The 22,261-nt window shown below is 46.6% G+C and carries 23 protein-coding genes; 20 read left to right on the forward strand and 3 right to left on the reverse strand.

Translation table 11 applies throughout. The annotated features are described in order from the left end of the window. Positions 1 to 26 precede the first annotated feature (26 nt). From PAEAM_RS20645 to PAEAM_RS20675, 7 genes are all read left to right on the forward strand, one after another. A complete protein-coding gene (locus PAEAM_RS20645) occupies positions 27 to 506 on the forward strand; it encodes a stalk domain-containing protein (protein WP_100528795.1) in 480 nt (159 codons plus the stop codon). 77 nt (positions 507 to 583) lie between these two features. Further along, complete coding sequence (locus PAEAM_RS20650) at positions 584 to 1,288, forward strand: response regulator transcription factor (RefSeq protein ID WP_100528796.1); 705 nt, start codon at positions 584 to 586, stop codon at positions 1,286 to 1,288. Further along, positions 1,285 to 2,325 (forward strand): sensor histidine kinase, encoded by a 1,041-nt coding sequence (locus PAEAM_RS20655; protein WP_036670551.1) that lies wholly within the window; start codon positions 1,285 to 1,287, stop codon positions 2,323 to 2,325. Before PAEAM_RS20650 ends, PAEAM_RS20655 begins: the two co-directional genes overlap by 4 nt. A gap of 34 nt (positions 2,326 to 2,359) precedes the next feature. Beyond that, positions 2,360 to 3,085 carry a cytochrome c biogenesis CcdA family protein gene (locus PAEAM_RS20660; RefSeq protein WP_243391420.1) on the forward strand — a complete coding sequence of 242 codons (726 nt, stop codon included), beginning with the start codon at positions 2,360 to 2,362 and terminating at the stop codon, positions 3,083 to 3,085. Positions 3,086 to 3,103: 18 nt separating this feature from the next. Then, positions 3,104 to 3,685 (forward strand): redoxin family protein, encoded by a 582-nt coding sequence (locus tag PAEAM_RS20665; RefSeq protein ID WP_100528798.1) that lies wholly within the window; start codon positions 3,104 to 3,106, stop codon positions 3,683 to 3,685. Positions 3,686 to 3,701: 16 nt separating this feature from the next. Further along, complete coding sequence (gene msrB / locus PAEAM_RS20670; protein ID WP_100528799.1) at positions 3,702 to 4,790, forward strand: peptide-methionine (R)-S-oxide reductase MsrB; 1,089 nt, start codon at positions 3,702 to 3,704, stop codon at positions 4,788 to 4,790. 237 nt (positions 4,791 to 5,027) lie between these two features. Beyond that, positions 5,028 to 6,938 carry an AraC family transcriptional regulator gene (locus PAEAM_RS20675; protein ID WP_100528800.1) on the forward strand — a complete coding sequence of 637 codons (1,911 nt, stop codon included), beginning with the start codon at positions 5,028 to 5,030 and terminating at the stop codon, positions 6,936 to 6,938. A 132-nt stretch (positions 6,939 to 7,070) separates the two neighbouring features. Here PAEAM_RS20675 and PAEAM_RS20680 read toward each other — a convergent pair whose 3' ends face one another. Beyond that, positions 7,071 to 7,742 (reverse strand): hypothetical protein, encoded by a 672-nt coding sequence (locus PAEAM_RS20680; protein WP_100528801.1) that lies wholly within the window; start codon positions 7,740 to 7,742, stop codon positions 7,071 to 7,073. Positions 7,743 to 7,786: 44 nt separating this feature from the next. Continuing rightward, positions 7,787 to 8,308, reverse strand: a complete 522-nt coding sequence (locus tag PAEAM_RS20685; RefSeq protein WP_100528802.1) for a zinc metalloprotease — start codon at positions 8,306 to 8,308, stop codon at positions 7,787 to 7,789. A 228-nt stretch (positions 8,309 to 8,536) separates the two neighbouring features. Between PAEAM_RS20685 and PAEAM_RS20690 the strand changes: the two genes are divergently transcribed. The 5 genes from PAEAM_RS20690 to PAEAM_RS20710 all read left to right on the forward strand — a co-directional run bounded on the left by PAEAM_RS20690 (position 8,537) and on the right by PAEAM_RS20710 (position 12,565). Beyond that, complete coding sequence (locus PAEAM_RS20690; RefSeq protein ID WP_036608866.1) at positions 8,537 to 9,214, forward strand: SOS response-associated peptidase; 678 nt, start codon at positions 8,537 to 8,539, stop codon at positions 9,212 to 9,214. A gap of 187 nt (positions 9,215 to 9,401) precedes the next feature. Next, positions 9,402 to 10,532 (forward strand): NADH-dependent flavin oxidoreductase, encoded by a 1,131-nt coding sequence (locus PAEAM_RS20695; protein ID WP_076327800.1) that lies wholly within the window; start codon positions 9,402 to 9,404, stop codon positions 10,530 to 10,532. A gap of 137 nt (positions 10,533 to 10,669) precedes the next feature. Then, entirely contained in the window at positions 10,670 to 11,437 is a 768-nt protein-coding gene (locus tag PAEAM_RS20700; RefSeq protein WP_100528803.1) for a DeoR/GlpR family DNA-binding transcription regulator, read from the forward strand. Between the two features lie 20 nt (positions 11,438 to 11,457). Next, positions 11,458 to 11,916 carry an OsmC family protein gene (locus PAEAM_RS20705; protein WP_100528804.1) on the forward strand — a complete coding sequence of 153 codons (459 nt, stop codon included), beginning with the start codon at positions 11,458 to 11,460 and terminating at the stop codon, positions 11,914 to 11,916. Between the two features lie 58 nt (positions 11,917 to 11,974). Beyond that, positions 11,975 to 12,565: a DUF2062 domain-containing protein gene (locus PAEAM_RS20710; RefSeq protein ID WP_074094725.1), complete on the forward strand. Its 591-nt coding sequence runs from the start codon at positions 11,975 to 11,977 to the stop codon at positions 12,563 to 12,565. Here the strand turns inward: PAEAM_RS20710 and PAEAM_RS20715 are convergent. After that, the gene (locus PAEAM_RS20715) at positions 12,543 to 13,472 is read right to left on the reverse strand and encodes an AEC family transporter (RefSeq protein ID WP_100528805.1); all 930 of its coding nucleotides are present in this window, start codon (positions 13,470 to 13,472) and stop codon (positions 12,543 to 12,545) included. The genes PAEAM_RS20710 and PAEAM_RS20715 overlap by 23 nt on opposite strands. 214 nt (positions 13,473 to 13,686) lie before the next feature. Here PAEAM_RS20715 and PAEAM_RS20720 point away from each other — a divergent pair, with 214 nt between their 5' ends. From PAEAM_RS20720 to PAEAM_RS20755, 8 genes are all read left to right on the forward strand, one after another. After that, complete coding sequence (locus tag PAEAM_RS20720; RefSeq protein ID WP_076327805.1) at positions 13,687 to 14,769, forward strand: lactonase family protein; 1,083 nt, start codon at positions 13,687 to 13,689, stop codon at positions 14,767 to 14,769. A 380-nt stretch (positions 14,770 to 15,149) separates the two neighbouring features. Beyond that, on the forward strand, positions 15,150 to 15,782 hold the full coding sequence (gene hxlA, locus PAEAM_RS20725; RefSeq protein ID WP_036670570.1) for a 3-hexulose-6-phosphate synthase: 633 nt from the start codon (positions 15,150 to 15,152) through the stop codon (positions 15,780 to 15,782). Positions 15,783 to 15,786: 4 nt separating this feature from the next. Beyond that, positions 15,787 to 16,350, forward strand: a complete 564-nt coding sequence (hxlB, locus tag PAEAM_RS20730; RefSeq protein ID WP_036608850.1) for a 6-phospho-3-hexuloisomerase — start codon at positions 15,787 to 15,789, stop codon at positions 16,348 to 16,350. Positions 16,351 to 16,617: 267 nt separating this feature from the next. Then, the gene (locus tag PAEAM_RS20735; protein WP_062833989.1) at positions 16,618 to 16,977 is read left to right on the forward strand and encodes a winged helix-turn-helix transcriptional regulator; all 360 of its coding nucleotides are present in this window, start codon (positions 16,618 to 16,620) and stop codon (positions 16,975 to 16,977) included. Between the two features lie 321 nt (positions 16,978 to 17,298). Then, on the forward strand, positions 17,299 to 19,101 hold the full coding sequence (pepF, locus tag PAEAM_RS20740) for an oligoendopeptidase F (protein ID WP_100528806.1): 1,803 nt from the start codon (positions 17,299 to 17,301) through the stop codon (positions 19,099 to 19,101). Between the two features lie 110 nt (positions 19,102 to 19,211). Further along, positions 19,212 to 19,727 (forward strand): DUF2500 domain-containing protein, encoded by a 516-nt coding sequence (locus PAEAM_RS20745; protein ID WP_243391421.1) that lies wholly within the window; start codon positions 19,212 to 19,214, stop codon positions 19,725 to 19,727. A gap of 235 nt (positions 19,728 to 19,962) precedes the next feature. Then, complete coding sequence (locus PAEAM_RS20750) at positions 19,963 to 21,456, forward strand: rhamnulokinase (protein WP_100528807.1); 1,494 nt, start codon at positions 19,963 to 19,965, stop codon at positions 21,454 to 21,456. A 1-nt stretch (position 21,457) separates the two neighbouring features. Then, positions 21,458 to 22,219 (forward strand): DeoR/GlpR family DNA-binding transcription regulator, encoded by a 762-nt coding sequence (locus tag PAEAM_RS20755; protein ID WP_100528808.1) that lies wholly within the window; start codon positions 21,458 to 21,460, stop codon positions 22,217 to 22,219. Positions 22,220 to 22,261: the final 42 nt, after the last annotated feature.

A 22,261-nucleotide genomic window follows, 5' to 3' on the forward strand; every position in this document is an offset into this window, starting at 1 on the left:
TAATAAACGAATGGAGAGTGATAAGAATGATGAAAACAAATAAGAGCAAAAAAGTGATGGTAGCAGCGGTATTGATGATGTCTATGGCCTTTTCTGGATTGGCAAGTGCTGCAGATATGAAAACGATTAAAAAGGATGGCATGGAGCTTGTTCAATTGAGACAGGCGGCGAAAATGTATGATTACAGCATTATGTGGGACAGCAAGGATAGATCTGTAACTCTGATGTATATGGGCAAAATGGACGACAAGATGATGAAAGACGACACCATGATGGAAGACGACATGAAGATGGAAGACGACATGAAGATGGAAGATGACAAAATGATGGAAGAAACGATGATGCCTGCGGGAAAAACGATTAAATTGTGGATTGGATCGAAAAAAATCATGGTAGACGGTATGCAAGTTAACTTGAAATCGATGCCTGTCATCCTTGAAGGGAATTCGTATGCGGCTGAGTCTGTAATTAAACAATACATGATGCCCGCCATGGGAATGAAGTAATTTAAGGGCTAAGCATCGCCATCACCATATGATATGATTGGCTCAAATGTATTTTCTGGAATATGGGGTGGGTTCGTTTGAATGAATGTGTACTTGTTGCTGATGATGATACAAATATTACGGACGTTTGTCGCAGGTATCTGGAACGGGAAGGTTATCTTGTCGTGACGGCCAAGGACGGTTTGGAGGCTATTGAGCTGTGGCAGAGCCAAACGCCAAGCTTGATTGTGCTCGACCTGATGATGCCACATAAGAATGGTTGGGAAGTATGCAACGAGATTCGGCAAACTGAGGATGTGCCCATTGTAATGCTGACGGCCCGGGGTGAGGAACAGGACCGTCTGATGGGACTGACGATGGGGGCGGATGATTATCTGACCAAACCATTCAGTCCGAGAGAACTCGTCTTACGAGTAAAGGCAATCCTGCGGAGAATGCGAATTGCGCAGGCATCACCTGTTACAACATCTGAATATACGATCAATTATGAAGGGCTTACCATTGATTTTACCAAGCGTGAAGTGCATATCAGCGGGAAGGTAATTGAATTGACCGTTACAGAGTTTGAGATGTTGTATTTGCTGGCAAGTCACCCGGGTCAGGTGTTCTCCCGTAACCAGATGTTAAGCAAGATTTGGGATTTTAGCTATGAGGGAGATACAACAACGGTGACTGTACATGTTCGGAGATTACGAGAGAAGATCGAAGAGAATCCTTCTGATCCAAAATATATTAAAACAGTTTGGGGCATAGGCTACAAGTTTGCGGGTGGTAGTTCATGAAACTTCGCACATACTTGGTGTTGTCCAGTCTCACGGGCATTGGCGTATTATTAATTTGTTTGTTCATCAGTTATTCCAAAATGCTGCTTACGATCGAACAATTGTATTGGTTATCGGCTATAACGGCAGGGGTAGGCTTGCTTTCGTTTATTCTTCAATATTTGCTGACTAAGCCATTAGAGAAATCAATTGCGCGAATTACACAGCAGACAATACGAATTGCCGAAGGGGATTTCCATACGGAAGTCCCTCTCATCGGTACGCAGGAATTTAAGCTCCTGGCACAGCAATTTAATGAAATGAGTTCCAAGCTGAAGGAAAGCTTTGATCATCTGCATCACTCAGAAACCGCGAGACGAGAGTTGATCGCCAATGTATCCCATGATTTACGGACTCCCTTGGCATCCATTCAGTCATTCGTCGAAGCGTTGGAGGATGATGTCATTAAGGATAAAGAAACCTTTCAACGTTACCTGAACACGATACGACTTGAGACGAAGCGTTTGGGAGGGCTTATTCAAGACTTGTTTGAATTATCCAGCCTGGAAGCGCAAGGGGAGGTATTTGACCCTCAGCCTTGTCACGTCGATGAGTTGCTGCTCAGTACATTGGAGAGTTTTTCGTTTCACCTCGCCGAGAAAACGCTGAACGTTGAAATCGATTTGCCCGATAAATTACCAGCCGCGGTCATGATGCCTGCACAAATGAAGCGGGTCCTTTCCAATTTGCTGCAAAATGCCATTCAATACTCTCCTGTTGAAGGAAAAATCATTCTGGCTGCCGAAGAAAAGGGGCCGTTTATACGAATTTCAGTTACGGATGAAGGGGAAGGCATTGAAGCGGAGGAGACTTCGCGTATATTTGAACGTTTTTATCGAATTGACAAATCACGCAGCAAGAGTAATGGGGGGGCTGGGCTTGGCCTTGCCATCGCTCAATCGATTGTGGAACTCCATGGTGGAGAGATCGGGGTTCAGAGTACAAAAGGAGAAGGAAGCTGCTTCTGGTTCACGCTTCCGATCTACGTCAGTCGTTAACCTTGGTTAATCAAACGTAGTATTTATTCAGGTGGTGAATGACTTGACCAGTGATTTGGTTTTTCTTTTCGGGGTTTTTGGTGCAGGATTGTTATCGTTTTTTGCGCCATGTATTCTGCCGCTGATCCCGGTATATGTGTCTTATCTATCCGGAAGCATGGTCAACGGTACGAATCAGCAGCAGCCTGACACCAATTCGGTTCGGTTGCGGTCCATACTTGTTTTGCGGACATTTTTATTTGTTCTTGGGCTGTCCCTGGTATTTGTTTTACTCGGTTTTGGTTCTGGCATCGTTGGTAATTTGATCTCAAGTCCTGTGTTTATTGCGATCTGCGGAGCCATCGTAGTGCTTTTTGGGATTTATCAAACCGGGTTGATCCGACTATCCTGGCTGGAACGGGAGAGAAAGCTGTCAAACGATCATGCCAGACGAGGAGGGTATGTCGGAGCGTTCCTGCTGGGTCTGACGTTTAGTTTTGGCTGGACGCCTTGTATCGGGCCTGTGCTGGCGGCCATTCTTGGTATCGCCGCAGGAGAAGGGTCTCCACTGTATGGCGGGTTTCTCATGTTCCTGTATACCCTTGGGTTAGCGATTCCTTTTCTGATTCTGTCCGTTTTTTCGGAATATGTTATGAAGCGGATACGTCGTTTATACAGGTACATGGGTGTCATCAAAATAACTTCCGGCTGTATTCTTATTATCATGGGACTATTGTTAATGACAGACCGACTAAACAACTTGGTGACCTGGTTTCAATAATCATTGGAGGAATTTGGTATGAAGATGGCACGAAAATGGATGGTATCTGTAATCGTATTCGCCGGAGTCCTGTTGATCTTGAGCGGATGTGGACCACAGCTAACTGAATCAAAACAAACGGGGTCATCATCAGCCCCAGCATCAACATCCGATATGAGTTCGTCAACCATGATGAACAAGGGCGAGACGGCTCCTGAATTTTCATTGCTTGATCTGAAAGGAAACACGGTTGGACTTTCTGATGTTCAAGGCAAGAAAGTGTATGTGAAATACTGGGCTTCCTGGTGTTCCATCTGCCTTGCGGGTTTGGAAGACCTGAACAGTCTGGCTGGTCAAAACAATGATTTTCAAGTCATTACGATTGTGACGCCAGACTACAAAGGAGAGAAATCCTCCCAAGCGTTTACCGAATGGTTTGACCAACAGCCGTATGATAACATAACTGTTCTTTTGGATGAGAAAGGTGTATGGGCCAAGAAATTTGGCGTAAGAGCATATCCTAGTTCCTTTTATATTGGCTCTGATGGTATTTTAACGAAATCGCAGCCAGGGCATGCATCCAATGAACAGATCATGGAGTCATTACAAGAGATTTTGTGAGAAGGGAGGAAGTGTCATGAAAAGGACGCTGCTGGGCCTGTGCCTCCTTGTTATAGCGATAGTTGTGTCTGCTTGTGGAAACAGGGGTGAGAGCCATTCAGCTTCATCTTCGATATCCACTCAACCTGTCAAGGCATCGAGTGTCTCTGAGGAAAACCTGAGTAACCTGTACTTGGCAGGAGGCTGCTTCTGGGGTGTGGAGGCATATATGGCTCGTATTCCAGGGGTTCAGGATGTGACTTCCGGTTATGCCAACGGTGAAGGAAAGAATCCAACCTATGAGGATGTTATACGCGGGGACCAGGGGTTTGCGGAGACTGTTCATGTAAAATATGATCCGCAGCAAGTATCTTTGCAGAAATTGCTTGAATCTTATTTTCGAGTTATTGATCCTACCAGCTTGAATAAGCAGGGCAATGATCGTGGCATTCAGTATCGGACTGGAATATATTATACGTTGCCTGAAGATGCCAAAATCATCGGGCAGGCTGTAGAGGCAGAGCAAGAAAAATATGACCAACCCATCGTAACGGAAGTAATGCCTCTGCAGAATTATTATTTGGCGGAGGAGTACCATCAGGATTATTTGGAAAAAAATCCGAGCGGATATTGTCACATTGATATGACTGTCCTGGATGACCTGGAGATTGGAGTTGATCCGGCTCAATATCCACGTCCAACAGATGAACAATTAAAGGAACGATTAACAGACGAACAGTATGCGGTCACGGTAAACAATGATACGGAGCATGCGTTCAGTAACGAATACTGGGATAATGAGGAGCCCGGTCTGTATGTGGATATTGCAACGGGAGAGCCGTTATTCACCAGTCGAGATAAGTATGATTCCGGTTGCGGGTGGCCGAGTTTTACAAAGCCGATTGTACCTGAGGTTGTTACCTATACAACGGATACGAGCTTTGGGATGGAACGCACGGAGGTACGAAGCCGGGCAGGTGACATCCACCTCGGGCATGTGTTCGATGATGGTCCCGAAGATCGTGGTGGCAAACGTTACTGCATTAACAGTGCATCGATCCGTTTTATTCCGTTAGACAAGATGGAGGAAGAAAGATACGGGTATTTACTGTCTTTTGTCGAGTAGAGAAGGGCAGCTGACTTTATCAAAACATAATAAGGCCATAATTTTAGAATGGTTGAGATCTCTCTATGAGGGATTTCGACCGTTTTTTATTTTGCGGCATCTAACAAAAAACGGAGGTAGGCTTCAAAGATGGTTCCATCATTGTTATAATTGATAATCATTATCAATTATAGGTAGGTTTTTAGTCACAATGCCAAGGTATTGTGTGTGTTTGATCGCTTAGGAGAGGGAGTTTATATGGGAATTCAGAATGACATCAAGCTGTGGGATCAGGTTCAGGTTCGCGTGCTTGATGTGCGTCTTATATCACTCGCAACACACGAGTTCATACGCAATTATGTGTTACCTACCAGTGCATTTGTGTATGTTCAAGGCAGGGGTCAGGTCTGGCTGAATGAAGAGGTATGGACTACAAACCAGTTCTTGTTGCTGCATGGGGGAAAAGGAAGACGCCTAACACTTGAAGCGACAGGGGTTATGGAGGTACATCTGATTTTGTACAAATCAACCTTGCCCTCCAATGTGCTTGTGGAGTACCGAATGATGTTGAACCAGCGTAATCCGTTTGAAGAGTCTTGGGCGACAGTGCCGGATCATACACTTGAGCTGCGTGAGCTTGTGCGGAATATACATGAATGTTGGTCAGGGCAGGAGCGAGTGGGCAAAATTCAGGTCAAAGTGTATTTTTTTCAACTGGTACAGCTTGTCTTGTTACAGCGGAGTCGCATGTCTAACGAATTTCAACAGCCTTCGCTTACCGATCAGGTTTTGCGATATATCAAAGCTCATTACCGGGAATCCATCTCACTTGATTTGCTTGCCCAGTCCTTGAGTTACAGTCCGCAATATTTATCACGCAAATTCAAGGAACAGATGGGATGTACACCGACAGAATATGTGATTCGGTTACGAATGGGTGAGGCAAGGAGTCTGCTTGCGTCCACAGAAGCTTCATTACAGGAGATTGCTGCGTATGTGGGTTATATGGATCCGTTTTATTTCAATCGTATATTCAAAAAAGAGATCGGTATCACACCGGGGCAATATCGGTTGAAGCAGCAGGAAAACTCGAAATCAGTTTCAAAAAGTACATTAAATGCAACAAATGAATCCATTGTAACAGGAGGGGATGAACGTTATCCTTTAATTGATGATGATAATCATTATCAATATAAGGGAGATGAGGAAATCAACATGTTTAACCATTTTAAATCAGCGATTATGTCGCTTGCGCTTGTACTCACATTGAGTGCTTGTGGAACAGCCCAGCAGGGGGCAGAAACATCCGAAGTTGCGGCTGAACCCGAACAACCGGCAGTCGTGGAAACCCAAATGGTAAATACGACCTTTGGTGAGGTAGAGATTCCTGCACATCCCGAGCGAGTTGCTGCCATAGATTATCTGGGAACGGTGCTTGCTCTTGGTGTCAAACCGATTGGTGGAGGCCAATTTCTGATGAACAGTCCTTATCTGGAAGGTCACATGGATGGTCTTGAAACGATAGGGGATTCCGTTGAACAATTGATGGAGCTGGAACCTGATCTTATTATTACATTGAATCCGGACAAGGCGGCTTATGAGAAATATAGCAAGATTGCTCCGACCGTTTCGATCGCATCCATCACTTTTCCGACACTCAAGGACGAAGTGAACTATTTCGGTAAAGTCCTTGGCAAAGAAGCGGAAGCAGAGAAGTGGCTGGCTGATTTTGATGAGGAGATTGCCAAAATCAAGCAGGAGGTGCAGAGTGTTGTTCCAGCTGATGCTACATTCTCCGTTATGCAGGAATATGATCGCCAAGTCTTCATTTTTGGCAATCAGTCGGGCCGGGGAGGGCGTAACATCTACGAATTGCTTGGTTTGCAAGCACCAAAGAACATTCCATCCGAGTTGATGCAGGGCGCCTATCATGAATTCTCCATAGAACTGCTCTCCAAATACGCTGGAGATTACATTGTGCTGACCAGCAAGTCTCAGTTGAAAGACCTTCAGGCAGATCCGATCTGGGGTTCATTGCCTGCTATCAAAAATGGAAAAGTGTACATATGGACGGAAGAACAATCCTGGTTCCGTGACCCTATTGCCTTGTTGAAACAGACACAGGATCTGGCTGAATGGATTATTGGACTTAATACACCATCTAAATAAGGAACTTCAAAAAACCGTGCCGCCCAGTTTGCTGAGCAGCACGGTTTTCATTTTCTTATGTAGGACTGAACAGTAGAGGGGATTAGCTGCCTGTACGGAGATGAAATAACAGTGTGATTACCGTATAAGAGTTTATTCGCTCTTTTGTTCGTTCTGAATTTCTTGCAGATCCTCCAGCTGGAGTGTAAGGTCATTCTCGGGGTTTGCACTCACAATGACTTCTGACTGTGATTGTTGCTGACCCGGCTGGTTCGACTTGGCGGCAGGTTTGATCACGTAGAGACTCTGAACGGAGTTGAGCAGGCTGGCAGGGGTGTCTTCATACGTTTCCAGGAAGAGAACATAGTCTTTGGTAGGAATCAGCTTGAGGTTGTCATCATTAATAATCTCGGTGTTGCCTAGTTGTCCGCCAAGTTGCTTCACTTCAAGTTTTTCCCCGGCAGTGTAACCGCCTTTATAGGATTCAGCGACCTGAATCGTGTGGATCGTATAGATTTTGTCAAAAGAAGCTGGCTCTCCGCCCGGATCGGACGCAGGGTTTAACTCGTTTTCATTGGCAGCACCGGTAACTTGTACGATATCGTTTAAAGCTTCCACACGAGTCTCAACAACACTGCCTTTCACAATGGTATTTGCTCTCGCGGACAGGTCGCCAATGCTGGCATAACTCGGGTAATCTTCAGAAGCTATAATGGTCATGGGTGTAGCGGATGGGGACGCGGTAGGTGTAACAGAAGAACATCCAACAGCAGATAAAATGAAAATGGAAGAGAGAAGCAGCGTTAATACTCGATTTTTGTTCATGGACAGGAATCCTCCTTGGATTTTTGGGATAAGTTCGTAGCGGATTAGTACTTGGATTTTACGTTATTGATATCAAAAGTTTGAGGTTGGGTCATGGAATTGCGGTTACGGGAGTAAGACATAATGGAAGGACTGCTTGTTGTCGGGTTGTCACCGAGCCAGATGGAGTGTCCGAGTTCGTGGACAAATACGCTTTGAATGAAGTTGGATAAGTTGGTTGCGTCAGGGGTGATCGTGGATGCATTGAGTTCGATGCGGAAGCTTACAACTTGACTGCCGGAGACGGAGGCGTAGTTGACACCATATGCTGTATTATTGAAGTTTCCTGCGGTGATGGTGTTTGGGGAGTTACTTGTTTTGGTGAATTTAACTTTGGCACCTGCATTGTTCCAGTTGGTAAGGGAAGTGTCCATGGGAGTCTGCCATGCGGAGGCGTAATTATACGTACGAATGGGAATGGTGGTGCTGGGGTAACCGTAGGTTAGAAAGGTTGCCGCATAGATGGTACTGCCAAACATCGCAATCGCTGAGAACAACATGATGCTCATCAAAAACTTCCTTTTCATACTTAAAACCTCCAATAAATGTATTTTATTCTCTATTATAGTAACAAGTAATATTGGAGTTGAAATGAGTCCGAGGTCGTTGTTTTTGTCGTGAAAAACATGAAATATATCTTGATCCGACCCTAATGGTGTCAAAATAAGTCATTTCCTGTTCAATGTTCATGAATAATTTCCCTAAAATTACAAACAATACGTTCAACTTCTCATAGGGAAAGGTAGTGCTTGAACATGTGCAACCGTTTTTCATTGGCAGCCGATTTGGACGATGTCAGAGATCATTTCAAGATTCAGCGAGTGATGTATTATTACAAAAACCGATACAATATCAGCCCAACCCAGCATACGCCGATTATTTTGCATCAGGATGGTGAGCGTGTACTGGATGAGTTCCGGTGGGGGTTCATTCCATTCTGGGGGCGTGATGCCGTTAACGCAAATCTCATGACAGTGCATGAGAATCCTTCCTATTACAAACTGGTAGAGACCAAGCGCTGCGTTATTCCCTGCAATGGATTATATTACTGGCGGCAAGAGGGCAAAAAAAGTTATGCGGTTCGTGTTGTTATGCCGGATCGTGGCCTGTTCGGTATTGCTGGGTTATATGAGGTGTGGAGAGATACACGGAAAGAGCCGCTACGTACCTGCACGATGCTTATGACAGGCGCAAACATGGTTACACGTGAGTTTGGCAGTAAAATGCCAGCGATCCTTTCCGAAGAAGAGATCAACACCTGGCTTGATCCTGCCAATACACGAGTGACTCAGTTGTTACCGCTACTGAAATCGTATAACAGTACAGAGATGAATCTGTATCCGGTAACACCAATGGTCGCCAACGATGAACACGACTGTTACGAATGCGTGGAAGAGATGGATCAGAAGCTGGCTTACGTTCGGAGTTTCTGAGTATCCTTTGGAAGATGTGAAGAAAATGAAGAGGGCTGAGAGTCTGGAGACACTCTGCTCTTTTTTTCCTTTCTGAAAATGAAAAGTTGCAATTGCAGTGAAACGTAACTATAATCATTACAGTAAGCGAACGCATATATTCATATATCTATTAAAAGAGATATTTATAATCAGGAGGGAACCACGAATGAATCCAAAGTTTAACCAGATGTTTGAACAAGTTTCACTACCGACTGGCATTACACTGAAAAACCGTATCGTGCTCGCTCCCATGACTCATATGTCCTCGAATGCTGATGGTACGATATCCGACGCTGAACTTGCTTATTATGCACGTCGCACCGGTGGTGCGGGCATGTCAATTACGGCTGTAGGGCATGTAACAGAGACAGGCATTGGTTTCCCGGCTCAATTTGGCGTATATGACGACCGCTTCATTCCTGGTCTGAAAAAACTGGCTGATACCATGAAACAACAGGGCTCCGTAGCTGTATTGCAAATTTTCCATGCGGGCCGTCTGACGCCTGAACAAGCTGTACCTGCGGGTCAAGTGGTTGCTCCTAGTGCGGTTGCAAGTGAGCGTCCAGGATCTCCTGAACCAAGAGAATTGACGGATGCCGAGATTACTTCGATTATCAAAGACTTTGGTGAAGCGACACGTCGTGCAATCGAAGCCGGCTTTGATGGTGTTGAGATTCACGGTGCTAATGGTTATCTGATCCAGCAATTCTTCTCCCCGCATTCAAACCGACGTGAAGATCGTTGGGGCGGAAGTGTAGAGAAACGTCTGACATTCCCACTTGCTGTAGTAGATGAGATTCAGAAAGTGGTTGCCGAACATACCAAACTGCCGTTCATCATTGGTTACCGTTTCTCTCCGGAAGAACCGGAAACACCGGGACTCACAATGGAAGATACGTACCTACTAGTGGATGCGCTGAAAGATAAAAATCTGGATTACCTTCATGTCTCTGTGAACGAGTTCTGGTCCAAGCCAAGACGTGGCGAAGCAGATACACGTTCTAGAATGGAATTCATCCTGGATCGTGTGAACGGCAAATTGCCTGTTATCGGCGTAGGTTCAATTCATACGGCTGATCAGGCCGCTGAGGCGCTCCAAACGGGAGTACCTCTGCTAGCCATTGGACGTGAACTGATTATCGAACCGGATTGGGTTGAGAAAATCGAGAGCGGACGTGAAGAAGATATCGAGACGATTCTGACCAAATCCGATCAGGAACGTCTGGTTATCCCTGACGGGTTGTGGAATGCAATCATCCACACACCGGGCTGGTTCCCTATGGCAGAAGATAAATAAGATACACTTCAGAACTGGAATGGAGGGGGCGAAAGCTCCCTCTTTTTGCACATGGTCCAAATTCTCCTTGTCATCGCTCTGTGGTATGATGGATGAACAGGATCAACTGGATAATCAACGGTTTGGAGTGAAGGAATATGCTCGTAGCTGAACGGTATGAGAAAATAGTGGAATGGGTGGATACGCAAGGCAGCATGCGTGTGACCGAACTTAGTGAGCGCTGCGGGGTGACGGAAGAGACGATTCGTCGTGATCTGGACAAGCTCGAACAGGCGGGCAGGCTCAGACGGTCCCATGGCGGGGCGGTCAGCGTAAAATACAAGGATGAGTTACAGTCGGAGATTCCGTATCCGGAACGGGCTGTAGCCCATGCAGAAGAGAAGCGCAGAATTGCAAGCGAAGCGGTGAAAATGGTGGAATTCGGCGACCGGATCGCCCTGGATGCAAGTACAACGGCGTGGTACATGGCGGCAGGATTGCCGAACATTCCACTGACGGTATTAACCAACTCGATTAAGGTCGCCGCAGAGCTGAGTAACAAGGAGCAGATTCGTGTGATTGCCACAGGTGGGCAATTGGCTTCGAAGTCACTGTCTTTTGTAGGACCGCTGGCCGAACGTTCGCTTGATGCCTATCATGTGGATAAAGTATTCCTGTCTTGCAAAGGAGTGCATCTGACCAAAGGCATCAGTGAATCCAATGAATTACAGGCCTTGGTGAAGCAGAAGATGATCCATATTGCGGATGAGGTCATTTTACTTGCAGATTCCAGCAAATTTAACATACAGGCGTTTACCAGAGTTGCTGAGATGAGCAGTGTGGGAAAAGTGATTACAGATCAGGGTGTAGATGAAGAGCACGTTAGCGCATTGATCGAGCAGAATATTACGTGTATACGTGTGTAAACAAGAAAGGAATGAATGTCATGAAACATCCTTTTCATCTGAAAGCGGTATGGAATGGTGGGCGTAACAGTGAGGGAACAATCGATGCAGGTGGATTAAAAACGGTCATATCGATTCCGCAGGAGATGGGCGGACCCGGTACGGGAACTAACCCGGACGAGATGCTGCTGGGTGCAGCCTCCACCTGTTACCTGATCACGCTGGCAGCGATGCTGGAGCGTTCGGATATTACGCCGGATGAATTAACGCTTGAATCGGAAGCAACGGTAGATGTTACAAATAACGTATTTACGTACGAACGGATCGTACATAGACCCCGGATTGTACTCAGCCAAGATGCTTCGGAAGCGGATCTGACCAAGGCTGAGCGCCTGGCGCATAAGGCTGAATCCTCCTGTATGATCTCCCGAGCGGTGGCAGGTAATATCCAGATGGAGACACAACCGGTCATTGTTACTACAGGTGCTAACGCGGTGTGATATACTGAAGAGTAGACGATTCAAGTTGTCATTTGTGTAAAATAAGGAGTAATTCGGTATGAACACACAGAAGCGCAAGACTAACCGCTGGGTACGTTTAACACGTGTTATGAAGCTGAATTTTCTCAAATTGTTACGTGCTCCCGGAGGTGCCCATAAAGTATCTACCGGATTTGCCATAGGGTTTGGACTGGAACTGATCGTGATCTCGACGGCTTCCCTGATATATCTCGTATTTTATCCGATTGTGCGACTGTCTGGGGGTTCGGTGCCAGCAGCCATTGTTGGTAATGTGATCGGGAAACTTACGTTTTTACCTATTATCCTGATGCCGCTCGCGAAACAAATTGGCTCATGGATTTTGCCTGCGCACAGCATGGGACAGGGACCGGTACATGAGAGTGCATTCATGGAGCTGTTTCGCGGGAACTGGTCGGCCGTGAGTGAATTGTTGCTTGGTGGACTGGATATTCTGGCAGGCATGTCCGTATTTGGTGTCATTCTGGGTGTGATTTCGTACTTTGTCGTAAAATTCTTCTACGTCAGAGCGCTCAACCGGCGTTATGAACGCCGGCTGGAGAAACGCCGACAAGCGGATATCGCTTCGGTATCACCTCCGGTATTAATCAGGAAGCCATCACAATCATAATGGGCAGCATCAACATGGATGCAGCGGTGGTCCACAGAATGCAGCGGGATACAAACTGCGGAGAAGCATTGAACTGTTCAGCCAAAATAACAGCGTTCACTGCGGTCGGCATCGATGCGAGGATCAGCAGTACACTGAACAACGTACCTTCGACCTGAAGCGCGGTCAGTATCAGCCAGGACAGGATTGGCGCAGCTGCGAGACGGACTACAAGTCCGGTCCAGAAAGCTCGGCGTACATTGGGCAACCAAGGTACCGTTGCACCTTTGGGTCTGAGCATCTGTGCTCCCAGAATGGCGAGAACGATAGGAGAGTAACCCGCAGCCAGCATGGAGATCCCTCCATCCAGCGCTTCAGGCAGGCTCAGATTGGACGCACGCAGCACAATGGCGATGCCAGCAGCATAGATGGATGGCATGCGGAAAACGGACAGGATCGCATCTTTCACCGTGAATTCGGATCGCGCGGCAAAAAAGATACCTACCGTATTAACAATGATCATCTGTCCAATGACGTAGACCGAAGCCTTGTCCAGTCCAAGCTGACCAAAGGCAAGCAGTACAAGCGGGAGCCCGTAATTCACGCAGTTTGTAAACGTGGAGACGAGGGTGAGACCCGCTTTTTCGCTTGCACCCAGACGGAAAACCCGGCTTAATAGCTCGGCGAGGGCCCACAGAGCAATCAGATTAATAATAGAGAACCAGAACGTGCTGGTGACGTCCGTCCAGGTAATCTCTGCATGCAGCAATGTATTGAAGATGAGAGCAGGGCTCAAAATATAAAGGGAAAAGGTCGAGAGCGACCGGGTATCCCAATTCTTGAAGCGTTTTAACAGAATACCTCCGATCACGGGAAGTGATATCGGCAAGAACACATGGTATAAGGTGAGTAAAAATGAGTGAAGCAATGCAATTCAGTCCCTTCTGGATGAAAAACCTATCTTATCATAGCAGAAGATGCATCTCATATGAATGGATTTCAGTATGATGATGTGTAGTAATCGCCTTGTTTAACTAAGGATTTCCCTGATGGGCAGCGACAGCGGATTGCTATTTTGATATGGCAGATTTATTATAGAAGAGGTGCAACAAGATTACATACACATAGAGGAGGAAACTGTAATGAGTGAATCAAAACGCTTGCTCGTACTTGCCGGCTCTTACGCCGAAGCGGAAAATGAGGGCATTTATGCATATGAATTGAATGAGGATACAGGCAGCTTGTCCAAGCTTGACGGCATCGCGGGAGTGAAAAACCCAACGTTTGTCAACGTGGATGCTGAAGGAAACAAACTGTATGCGATTGGTGAAACAGCGTCAGCTGAAGGCAATAAAATGTCTGAAGCTGTAGCTCTGAGCATTGATCCTTCTACAGGAAAATTAACGTTGCTGAACCGGAATAATTCCATTTCAGCTCCACCATGTCATATCCAGCGTGACCCTTCCGGTAAATACTTGATTCTCTCCAGCTACCACGGTGGTCTGGTAGGTCTGCAAGCCTTGACGGATAACGGTGAAGTGGGAGCGCTCTTGGACGAGAAGAAACATGAAGGACAAGGTGCGCATCCTGAACGTCAGGACAAGCCACATGTGCACTCCGCATTCTTCAGCCCGGATGGTAAATACATGATGGTACAGGATCTCGGCGCAGATAACATCGCGATCTATTCTATTGATGCAGACAAAAATGAACTTGTGCTGCACAGTGAAACCAAAACACATCCGGGAGCAGGCCCACGTCACTTGGCATTCCATCCGAATGGTGAATTCGCTTATGTTATCAATGAAGTGGATTCTTCCATTACTTCGTTCAAATATGATGCAGCAGCGGGCACGTTGACTGAATTGTCTACTGTATCCACATTGCCTGATGGATATGATGGCAAAGAGAATACAACAGCCGAAATCACGGTTTCCAATGATGGACGTTATGTATATGGTTCTAACCGTGGACATGACAGCATCGTTGTATTTGCAGTAGATGCAGACAAAGGTCACCTGACACTGGTTGAGCATGTATCTGCTGAAGGTGAGCACCCGCGTCACTTTGCGCTGACACCTAACGGCAAATTGCTGATTGCAGCTAACCGCGATACGAACAACCTCGTGACATTCACGGTAGATCAGGAGAGCGGACGTCTGAAATACACTGGTCACAGCACAGGTGTATCCAAGCCGGTATGCGTGAAACCTGTATATCTGTAAAATGATAAATTTCTAAACCAGCTTTGGCTGGATTGAAAATGAAACGATAAAGATAAAGACCCTGCCATGTGGCGGGGTCTTTTATATTGAATATATAATTGGAAGATTAGGCTGCTGTTCAGCTGTAAGCGTGTGGATTGGAATAGAGCATTAATTCTATATAGGTTCACCTAACAACGAACAATTATCAATAGTATCGTGCAAGTAACTACCCCACTTCAAAGTGCGTACTTCCTGAATGGATAGTCAGGGTCTACAATGAGTGAGTAGCCAAAACAAACACTGCATGCATCTGAACAGACAAATTGGTGCAGGCTAAATATCTGATTATTATTTTTACAGGAACGAATCATATTTGAACAACAAAGGAGAAATAAATGATGAAATTGCAATTGGCGCTTGACTTGGTAAATATCCCTGAAGGTATCGCATTGGTTAAAGAGGTTGAACAATATATTGATATCGTTGAGATTGGTACTCCAATCGTTATTAATGAAGGTTTGCACGCGGTTAAAGCAATGAAAGAAGCATTCCCTAATCTGCAAGTTCTTGCAGACCTTAAAATCATGGATGCTGGTGGTTATGAAATCATGAAAGCAGCTGAAGCTGGTGCGGATCTAATCACTGTGCTTGGGGCAACCAATGACAGTACGATCAAAGGTGCAGTAGCAGAAGCGAAGAAACAAAACAAACAAGTTCTTGTGGACATGATCAACGTGCCTAACCTGGAACAACGTGCTCGTGAAATTGATGCGCTTGGCGTAGATTACATCTGTGTACACACAGGTTATGACCTACAAGCTGAAGGACAAAGCCCGTTCGAAGATCTGCAAACGATCAAAGCTGCTGTGAAAAATGCTAAAACGGCTGTCGCTGGTGGAATCAAGCTGGAAACATTGCCAGAAGTAATCAAAGCACAACCGGATCTGGTTATTGTAGGTGGCGGTATCACAGGACAAGCAGACAAAGCGGCAGTTGCAGCTGAAATGCAACGTCTCGTTAAACAAGGGTAAGCAGATGAGCAAAACACAGTACGCAGCTGACATCTTGAAGGAGCTGGAACGTACGTTAAGCCAGATCGACGATGCAGAGATGCAAGCGATGGCTGAGCACATTCTGGCTGCGGAACAGATTTTTGTAGCAGGAGCAGGCCGGTCAGGACTTATGGGGAAGGCTTTTGCCATGAGACTGATGCAGATGGGGCTTCGTGTATATGTGGTGGGCGAAACCGTAACACCTGGGATCAGCTCGAAAGATTTCCTCTTGCTGTGCTCTGGCTCAGGAGAGACAGGCAGTCTGGTGGCCATGGCTCAAAAGGCTAATCAGGCTGGTGCGCCTGTAGGTCTCATTACGATTAAGCCAGAGTCCACGATTGGGAAATTGGCAACTACGGTAGTGCGTCTCCCGGCTTCAGCCAAAGAGGACACAGCAACTTCCGGAGCGGCAGTAACCATTCAGCCGATGGGCTCGTTGTTCGAACAAGGACTGTTAATCGGCATGGATGCTCTCATCCTTACGATGATGGAAATGAAGGGTATGACCGGAGCGGATATGTTTGGCCGCCACGCGAACCTGGAATAGTGAATAGATGAAAGACCGGAATCCTTTGATTATGAAGGGTTCTGGTCTTTTCTGCGATACATAATCATTCATCTGTATAGGTTTTATCCTTGATTTACAGTTAAACTTTGCATCCCGACCAGGCTGTAGTAGAATTAATAGATAGCTGTATCGAATGAATGTACTTATTACATCATGCATGGAGCGGAAAACTTACCTCGTGTGAAGTGTCCCCGTGATATGTGTAATATACGCGATATAAGATTGAAGATGAGGGGGCTCGGAGCCATGGCAGCCGAAGTCAAGGAACGGATTAATCTGAAAGAAATCAACTGTGAGAAAGAATTGACCCTTGCGGTGATCGGTGGCAAGTGGAAACTGATTATTTTGTGGCATTTGGGTCTGGAAGGCACCAAACGTTTCAGTGAACTGAAACGCCTAATCCCTCATATTACCCAGAAGATGCTGACCAACCAGCTTCGTGAGCTGGAGGAAGACAAACTGATTGAACGCAAGGTATATGCAGAGGTACCTCCTCGGGTGGAATATACGTTGACAGATCACGGTCAAAGCCTGATGCCCGTCCTGCACGCAATGTATAACTGGGGTAAAAATTACGGTGAAAATGTAATTTGGAAAGAAAGCTAAATAAGTAAGTTCTATAATGAACCGCCAGGTAAATGGATACTTCCATAAACCAGCGGTTTTTTAGTTACTTTTAAATTTTGGACAGTGGATCAATAGTTTACTCCAAACGCAGCGGGCAGAAATAGACTTAAGAAGCGAAGCGTTCGCCTTTATCAACGGATTTTCACCTTTAAAAAAGAGAATCAAAAAATCCGGGGATAACAGCGATCGAAAGGCTATTCTGCCAGCGGAGTAATAAGGAGTAATCATTGTCATGTATAGATGCGCGGAATATGATACGATGAGAGATATTGGAAAATGCAAGGAGGATGACAACTAAAGATGGAAAAAATACGTACACGTGCTGAGGTAAACCCAGAAACGACTTGGGATCTGAAAGACTTGTTTGTAACCGATGTAGAGTGGGAGCAGGAGCTTCGATCACTTCCTCTGGCTGCTGCCCAGATCGAAACGTTCAAAGGACGTCTGGGCGAAGGGGCTGAACAATTACTGGCTTGTCTGGATGCGCGTGAAGCTTTGCAGGAGCGGATCAGCAAGACGGCTTCTTATGCCCGCTTGAAGCAGTCAGAGGACAGCACGAATCCGGTGAATATTGAGAATTCAGCCAAGTCAGGAGATATCCTATCAAATCTGTCGTCGTCCTTGTCTTTTGTCAATTCGGAGATCGTTGATCTGCCGGAGGGAACAGTTGAGCGTTATCTTGAAGAGCTTCCGGAATTGGAGCCGTATGCGCGCAGTTTGGAGCGTTTGATTCGAGAAAAAGCACATCGGCTTACGCCTGAGACCGAGAAGGTACTCGCTTCATTAGGAGAGGTACTGGATTCGCCATACCGTATCTATCTGCGCGGTAAACTGGCAGACATGACGTTTGACGATGCTCTTGATGGAGAGGACAATAATCGTCCACTGTCCTGGTCATTCTATGAAAATAATTATGAGATGTCGTCTGATACAAAGCTGCGCCGTTCTGCTTATGCTGCATTCAGCTCGACATTAAATGATTACAAAAATACGTTCGCAGAAGGTTATGCAACCGAAGTGAAGAAACAGGTTGTTTTATCCAGGCTGCGTGGTTACGACGATGTTACAGATATGCTTCTCAGCCCACAGCAAGTGAGCAAAGAGATGTACAATAATATTCTGGATATTATCCAGCAGGAACTCGCACCTCATATGCGCAGACTGGCGGCTCTCAAGAAACGTGAGCTGGGTCTGGACAAACTGATGTTTTGTGATCTGAAGGCGCCGCTTGATCCTGAATTTAGCCCTGCCATTACATATGATGAGGCGTGCATACTCATTCGAGAAGCACTTGATGTGCTTGGGCCGGAGTACGGCGAGATCGTAGAGCGCGCATTCAGTGATCGCTGGGTGGATTACGCAGATAACGCAGGCAAATCAACAGGGGCATTTTGCTCCTCGATATATGGTTCACACTCCTATATCTTAATTTCATGGGCGAACAATATGCGCGGAGCATTTACACTTGCCCATGAAGTGGGGCATGCAGGCCACTTCATGCTTGCGGGACGTTACCAACGGCTCACGAATACGCGGCCATCTCTTTATTTCATTGAGGCGCCGTCGACCATGAATGAAATGCTGCTGGCCGATCATCTATTGAAGCGTTCCGATAATCCGAGAATGCGTCGCTGGGTCATTTTGCAATTGTTGAACACGTATTACCATAACTTCGTTACACATCTGCTGGAAGGTGAATTACAGCGCAGGGTGTACGCACGCGCAACCAATGATGAGCCCATTACGGCAAAGACGTTAAGTCAACTCAAGGGAGACATCCTTTCCGAATTCTGGGGACCTGATCTGGTAATTGATGAAGGGGCTAAACTCACGTGGATGAGACAACCTCATTATTATATGGGACTATATCCATATACCTATGCGGCAGGCTTGACGGCTTCCACAGCGGCTGCACAGCAGATTCGTGAAGAAGGACAGCCTGCGGTAGATCGCTGGCTTGATGCACTCAAAGCTGGTGGAAGTCTCACACCGCAGGAGTTAATGAAACTTGCGGGTGTGGATATGTCCGGACCTGAGCCGATTCGCTCTGCGGTTGCTTATGTCGGCAGTCTGGTCGACGAACTTGAACGTCTGTATTCCTGATCTGGTTCATATAGTATATGGACAAGGCAGAACGGGTTGTCTGCATGCACCGCCTTCCTTGCGTGGGGGCGGTGCATCTTATTTTTGCAAGGGGAAAGGAACGATGATGAATGGCGTTAACAAGCGTGTCCTCATCGATGGGCCGATTAAGCGTAGATGGCTTTGGTGTGTTTGACGACATGAATGGAGTACCAGGTTTTGAAGGCAATCAGGGTGGTTTTTTTTCGGGATTTAATGAGTTTGCTGCAATGAATGCATTTGCTTCGATTTTCATTGGTGCCATATTTCTCATCATTGCGGGAGTCATTGTTTTTGTTATTTTTTCAGGCATACGCTCAGGGATGTCAAATAACGCAGCAGCCTTGTTAACCCTGCACTCAACAGTGGTGGCTAAACGAACGGAAGTCTCAGGTGGAAGCGGCGATAGCAGTGCGACTACCCGGTATTATGTTACATTTGAATTCGACAATGGGGAGCGCACTGAACTGATTGTTGGCGGAAACCATTATGGCATGATGGTGGAAAATGATCGAGGGATGCTGACGTATCAGGGGACACGTTTCAAGCATTTTGAGAGAGATGTACAACCCCAGTCGGGGGTAAGCAAAGGTCAATTTTATACGTGAAAGAAGAACTGCGGCTCCTCCCAGGTGGGAGAGAGTCGTTTTTGCTATACCCAAAAGAAAGAAAAACCGAAGGGTATTCAAACGCTTACAATGGTGATATACTCGTAAAATAAAGTTAAACAGTATTAAACAAAAACAAACAAACAACAAATACAGAATAAAGTACAGGGTTACGGACTGAATCAAGTGATACGGTTTGGAAAATAGGATTGGTTCGAAAGGTTGGTGAAGCGCGGTGAGTGTGCTGGCTTATGATTTGGGCGCTGGGAGCGGGAGAGCGCTACTGGGACATCTGAATGATCGTGGGATCGAAACAAGCGAAATTCATCGGTTCAAGAATGAACCAGTGAAGGTTGGCGAGCGGATGCACTGGGATATTCTGCGATTGCATCATGAATTGTTGCAGGGGCTTACCTTGGTGAAACAGCAGGGAGAAAAGCCAGAGAGCCTGGGGATCGATTCCTGGGGCGTTGATTTTGGTTTGCTTGGCAGTAATGGTGAGTTGCTTGGTAACCCGTATCATTACCGTGATACACAATTTAACGGCATGATGGATCAGGTACGCCAAGAGCTGACCTCTCAGCGAATCTTCGAACGTACAGGGATACAGTTTCTTAGCTTTAATACCCTGTATCAATTGGCAACGCTTCAACGCAGCGGTTCCCCGTTACTTCATGAAGCAGAGCGTTTTCTCATGATTCCGGATTTGCTACGTTATTTCCTGACAGGGGAAGCGGTGAATGAGTTCACGAATGCAACCACAACACAATTATACAATCCATCAGCGGGGCAGTGGGATAGTGAGTTGTTGGCACATATTCGTATTTCGGAGAAATTGTTTGGTGAAGCCGTGCTGCCAGGTACCCGTGTTGGACAATTGCGAAGCAGTATCTGTAACGATCTGGGATTGTCCCCGATACCTGTGATCGCTGTTGCGGAGCATGATACGGGTTCAGCTGTTGTGGCTGTTCCTGCAACGGAACGTTCATTTGCTTATCTGAGTTGTGGAACCTGGTCCCTGATGGGTACGGAGATAGATCATCCTGCAATTAGTAAAGAGAGTCTGGCCTTGAACTTCACGAATGAAGGCGGGGCGGGCGGAACATTCCGTCTGCTGAAGAACATTATGGGACTATGGATTTTGCAGGAAAGCATGCGGGAGTGGGAGCGCCAGGGGCAGGGAATTAGCTATGATGCGTTGTTGGCAAGGGCGGAACAGGCACCCCTATTTGCCAGTTTGTTTGATCCGGATGATGAACTGTTCATGCCTTCAGGAGATATGACGACGCGTATACGTCAGTATTGTCGTGATACAGGGCAAGTGGTACCAGAGGATCAGGGGGCTATTGCCCGGGCAATTCTGGAGAGTCTTGCATTGAAGTATAGAAGAGTTCTGGAATGGACGGAGCAATTGTCGGGTCAGGCGTTCAACGGATTGCATATGGTCGGTGGAGGCATCCAGAACCGCCTGTTATGTCAGTGGACTGCAAATTCCATTGGTAAGCCGGTATGGGCAGGTCCAGCAGAGGGAAGTGCCATCGGGAATATGGCTGTGCAATGGATGGCGAGCGGAGCTTTTAAAGATATCTGGGAAGCTCGTAAGGCCATTCGTGATTCATTTCCGGTAACTGTGTATGAGCCGCAGGACGGATCAATCTGGGAAGATGCTTATGGCAGATTTCTGCGTGTGACGGCTTCATCTAATTCACAAGCGGGGAGTGAGGTGTAACATGCTGGCAGCCGAGCGGTATGACCGGATTGTGGAGATGGTGAATGTAAAGGGCAGTATGCGTGTATCCGAGCTTAGTGAGCGCTGCCGGGTGACGGAGGAAACGATCCGGCGGGATCTGGATCGGCTGGAACAGGCAGGACGACTGCGCCGGTCTCACGGTGGTGCAGTAAGTGTGAAGGAAGATCAACCGGAGATCCCTTACCGGATCAGGGAGACAACCCATGCGGAAGAGAAAAAACGGATTGCACAAGCGGCTCTGGCGATGATTAATCCGGGTGATCGCATTCTGTTGGATGCGAGCACAACGGCAGGTTATATGGCAGCGAATATGCCGGATTTCCCGCTGACGGTCTTAACCAACTCGATCCAAATCGCTACTGAACTCAGCAACCGTGACAAGGTTGAGGTCATCTCAACAGGGGGCCAGCTGGCATCGCGCTCGTTATCTTTTGTTGGGCCGCTGGCGGAGCGTTCTTTGGAAACGTATCACGTGGATAAAATGTTTATGTCGTGCAAAGGTGTACATCTCGAAGGTGGAGGAATCAGTGAATCCAATGAACTCCAGGCAAGGCTGAAGCAGAAGATGGTTGGCATATCCGATCAGGTCATCTTACTTGCAGATGCCAGTAAATTTGGTGTCCGTGCTTTTGCCCGAGTATCCGGGTTAAATGCAGTCCATATGATCGTTACCGATCAGCCATTGGAGGCTGAACAGACAGATCGTTTGAGCGGATACGACATTGGTATCATCACGGTTTAATCTTTTAGATTTTATCTATATAAATTGAACTAAATCATAAAA

Origin of the sequence: Paenibacillus sp. GM1FR (assembly GCF_002803315.1) — a bacterium.
GTDB classification, from domain to species: domain Bacteria; phylum Bacillota; class Bacilli; order Paenibacillales; family Paenibacillaceae; genus Paenibacillus; species Paenibacillus amylolyticus.

Excerpts from the sequence above, each read along its gene's own strand:
- PAEAM_RS20705 (WP_100528804.1), top strand. The coding sequence starts at position 11,458 with ATGAAACATCCTTTTCATCTGAAAGCGGTATGGAATGGTGGGCGTAAC.
- PAEAM_RS20720 (WP_076327805.1), top strand. The coding sequence starts at position 13,687 with ATGAGTGAATCAAAACGCTTGCTCGTACTTGCCGGCTCTTACGCCGAA.
- pepF (WP_100528806.1), top strand. The coding sequence starts at position 17,299 with ATGGAAAAAATACGTACACGTGCTGAGGTAAACCCAGAAACGACTTGG.
- PAEAM_RS20655 (WP_036670551.1), top strand. The coding sequence starts at position 1,285 with ATGAAACTTCGCACATACTTGGTGTTGTCCAGTCTCACGGGCATTGGC.
- PAEAM_RS20675 (WP_100528800.1), top strand. The coding sequence starts at position 5,028 with ATGGGAATTCAGAATGACATCAAGCTGTGGGATCAGGTTCAGGTTCGC.
- PAEAM_RS20735 (WP_062833989.1), top strand. The coding sequence starts at position 16,618 with ATGGCAGCCGAAGTCAAGGAACGGATTAATCTGAAAGAAATCAACTGT.
- PAEAM_RS20680 (WP_100528801.1), bottom strand. The coding sequence starts at position 7,742 with ATGAACAAAAATCGAGTATTAACGCTGCTTCTCTCTTCCATTTTCATT.
- hxlB (WP_036608850.1), top strand. The coding sequence starts at position 15,787 with ATGAGCAAAACACAGTACGCAGCTGACATCTTGAAGGAGCTGGAACGT.
- PAEAM_RS20695 (WP_076327800.1), top strand. The coding sequence starts at position 9,402 with ATGAATCCAAAGTTTAACCAGATGTTTGAACAAGTTTCACTACCGACT.
- PAEAM_RS20690 (WP_036608866.1), top strand. The coding sequence starts at position 8,537 with ATGTGCAACCGTTTTTCATTGGCAGCCGATTTGGACGATGTCAGAGAT.
- PAEAM_RS20665 (WP_100528798.1), top strand. The coding sequence starts at position 3,104 with ATGAAGATGGCACGAAAATGGATGGTATCTGTAATCGTATTCGCCGGA.
- msrB (WP_100528799.1), top strand. The coding sequence starts at position 3,702 with ATGAAAAGGACGCTGCTGGGCCTGTGCCTCCTTGTTATAGCGATAGTT.
- PAEAM_RS20755 (WP_100528808.1), top strand. The coding sequence starts at position 21,458 with ATGCTGGCAGCCGAGCGGTATGACCGGATTGTGGAGATGGTGAATGTA.
- PAEAM_RS20645 (WP_100528795.1), top strand. The coding sequence starts at position 27 with ATGATGAAAACAAATAAGAGCAAAAAAGTGATGGTAGCAGCGGTATTG.
- PAEAM_RS20745 (WP_243391421.1), top strand. The coding sequence starts at position 19,212 with ATGGCGTTAACAAGCGTGTCCTCATCGATGGGCCGATTAAGCGTAGAT.
- PAEAM_RS20685 (WP_100528802.1), bottom strand. The coding sequence starts at position 8,308 with ATGAAAAGGAAGTTTTTGATGAGCATCATGTTGTTCTCAGCGATTGCG.
- PAEAM_RS20700 (WP_100528803.1), top strand. The coding sequence starts at position 10,670 with ATGCTCGTAGCTGAACGGTATGAGAAAATAGTGGAATGGGTGGATACG.
- hxlA (WP_036670570.1), top strand. The coding sequence starts at position 15,150 with ATGAAATTGCAATTGGCGCTTGACTTGGTAAATATCCCTGAAGGTATC.
- PAEAM_RS20710 (WP_074094725.1), top strand. The coding sequence starts at position 11,975 with ATGAACACACAGAAGCGCAAGACTAACCGCTGGGTACGTTTAACACGT.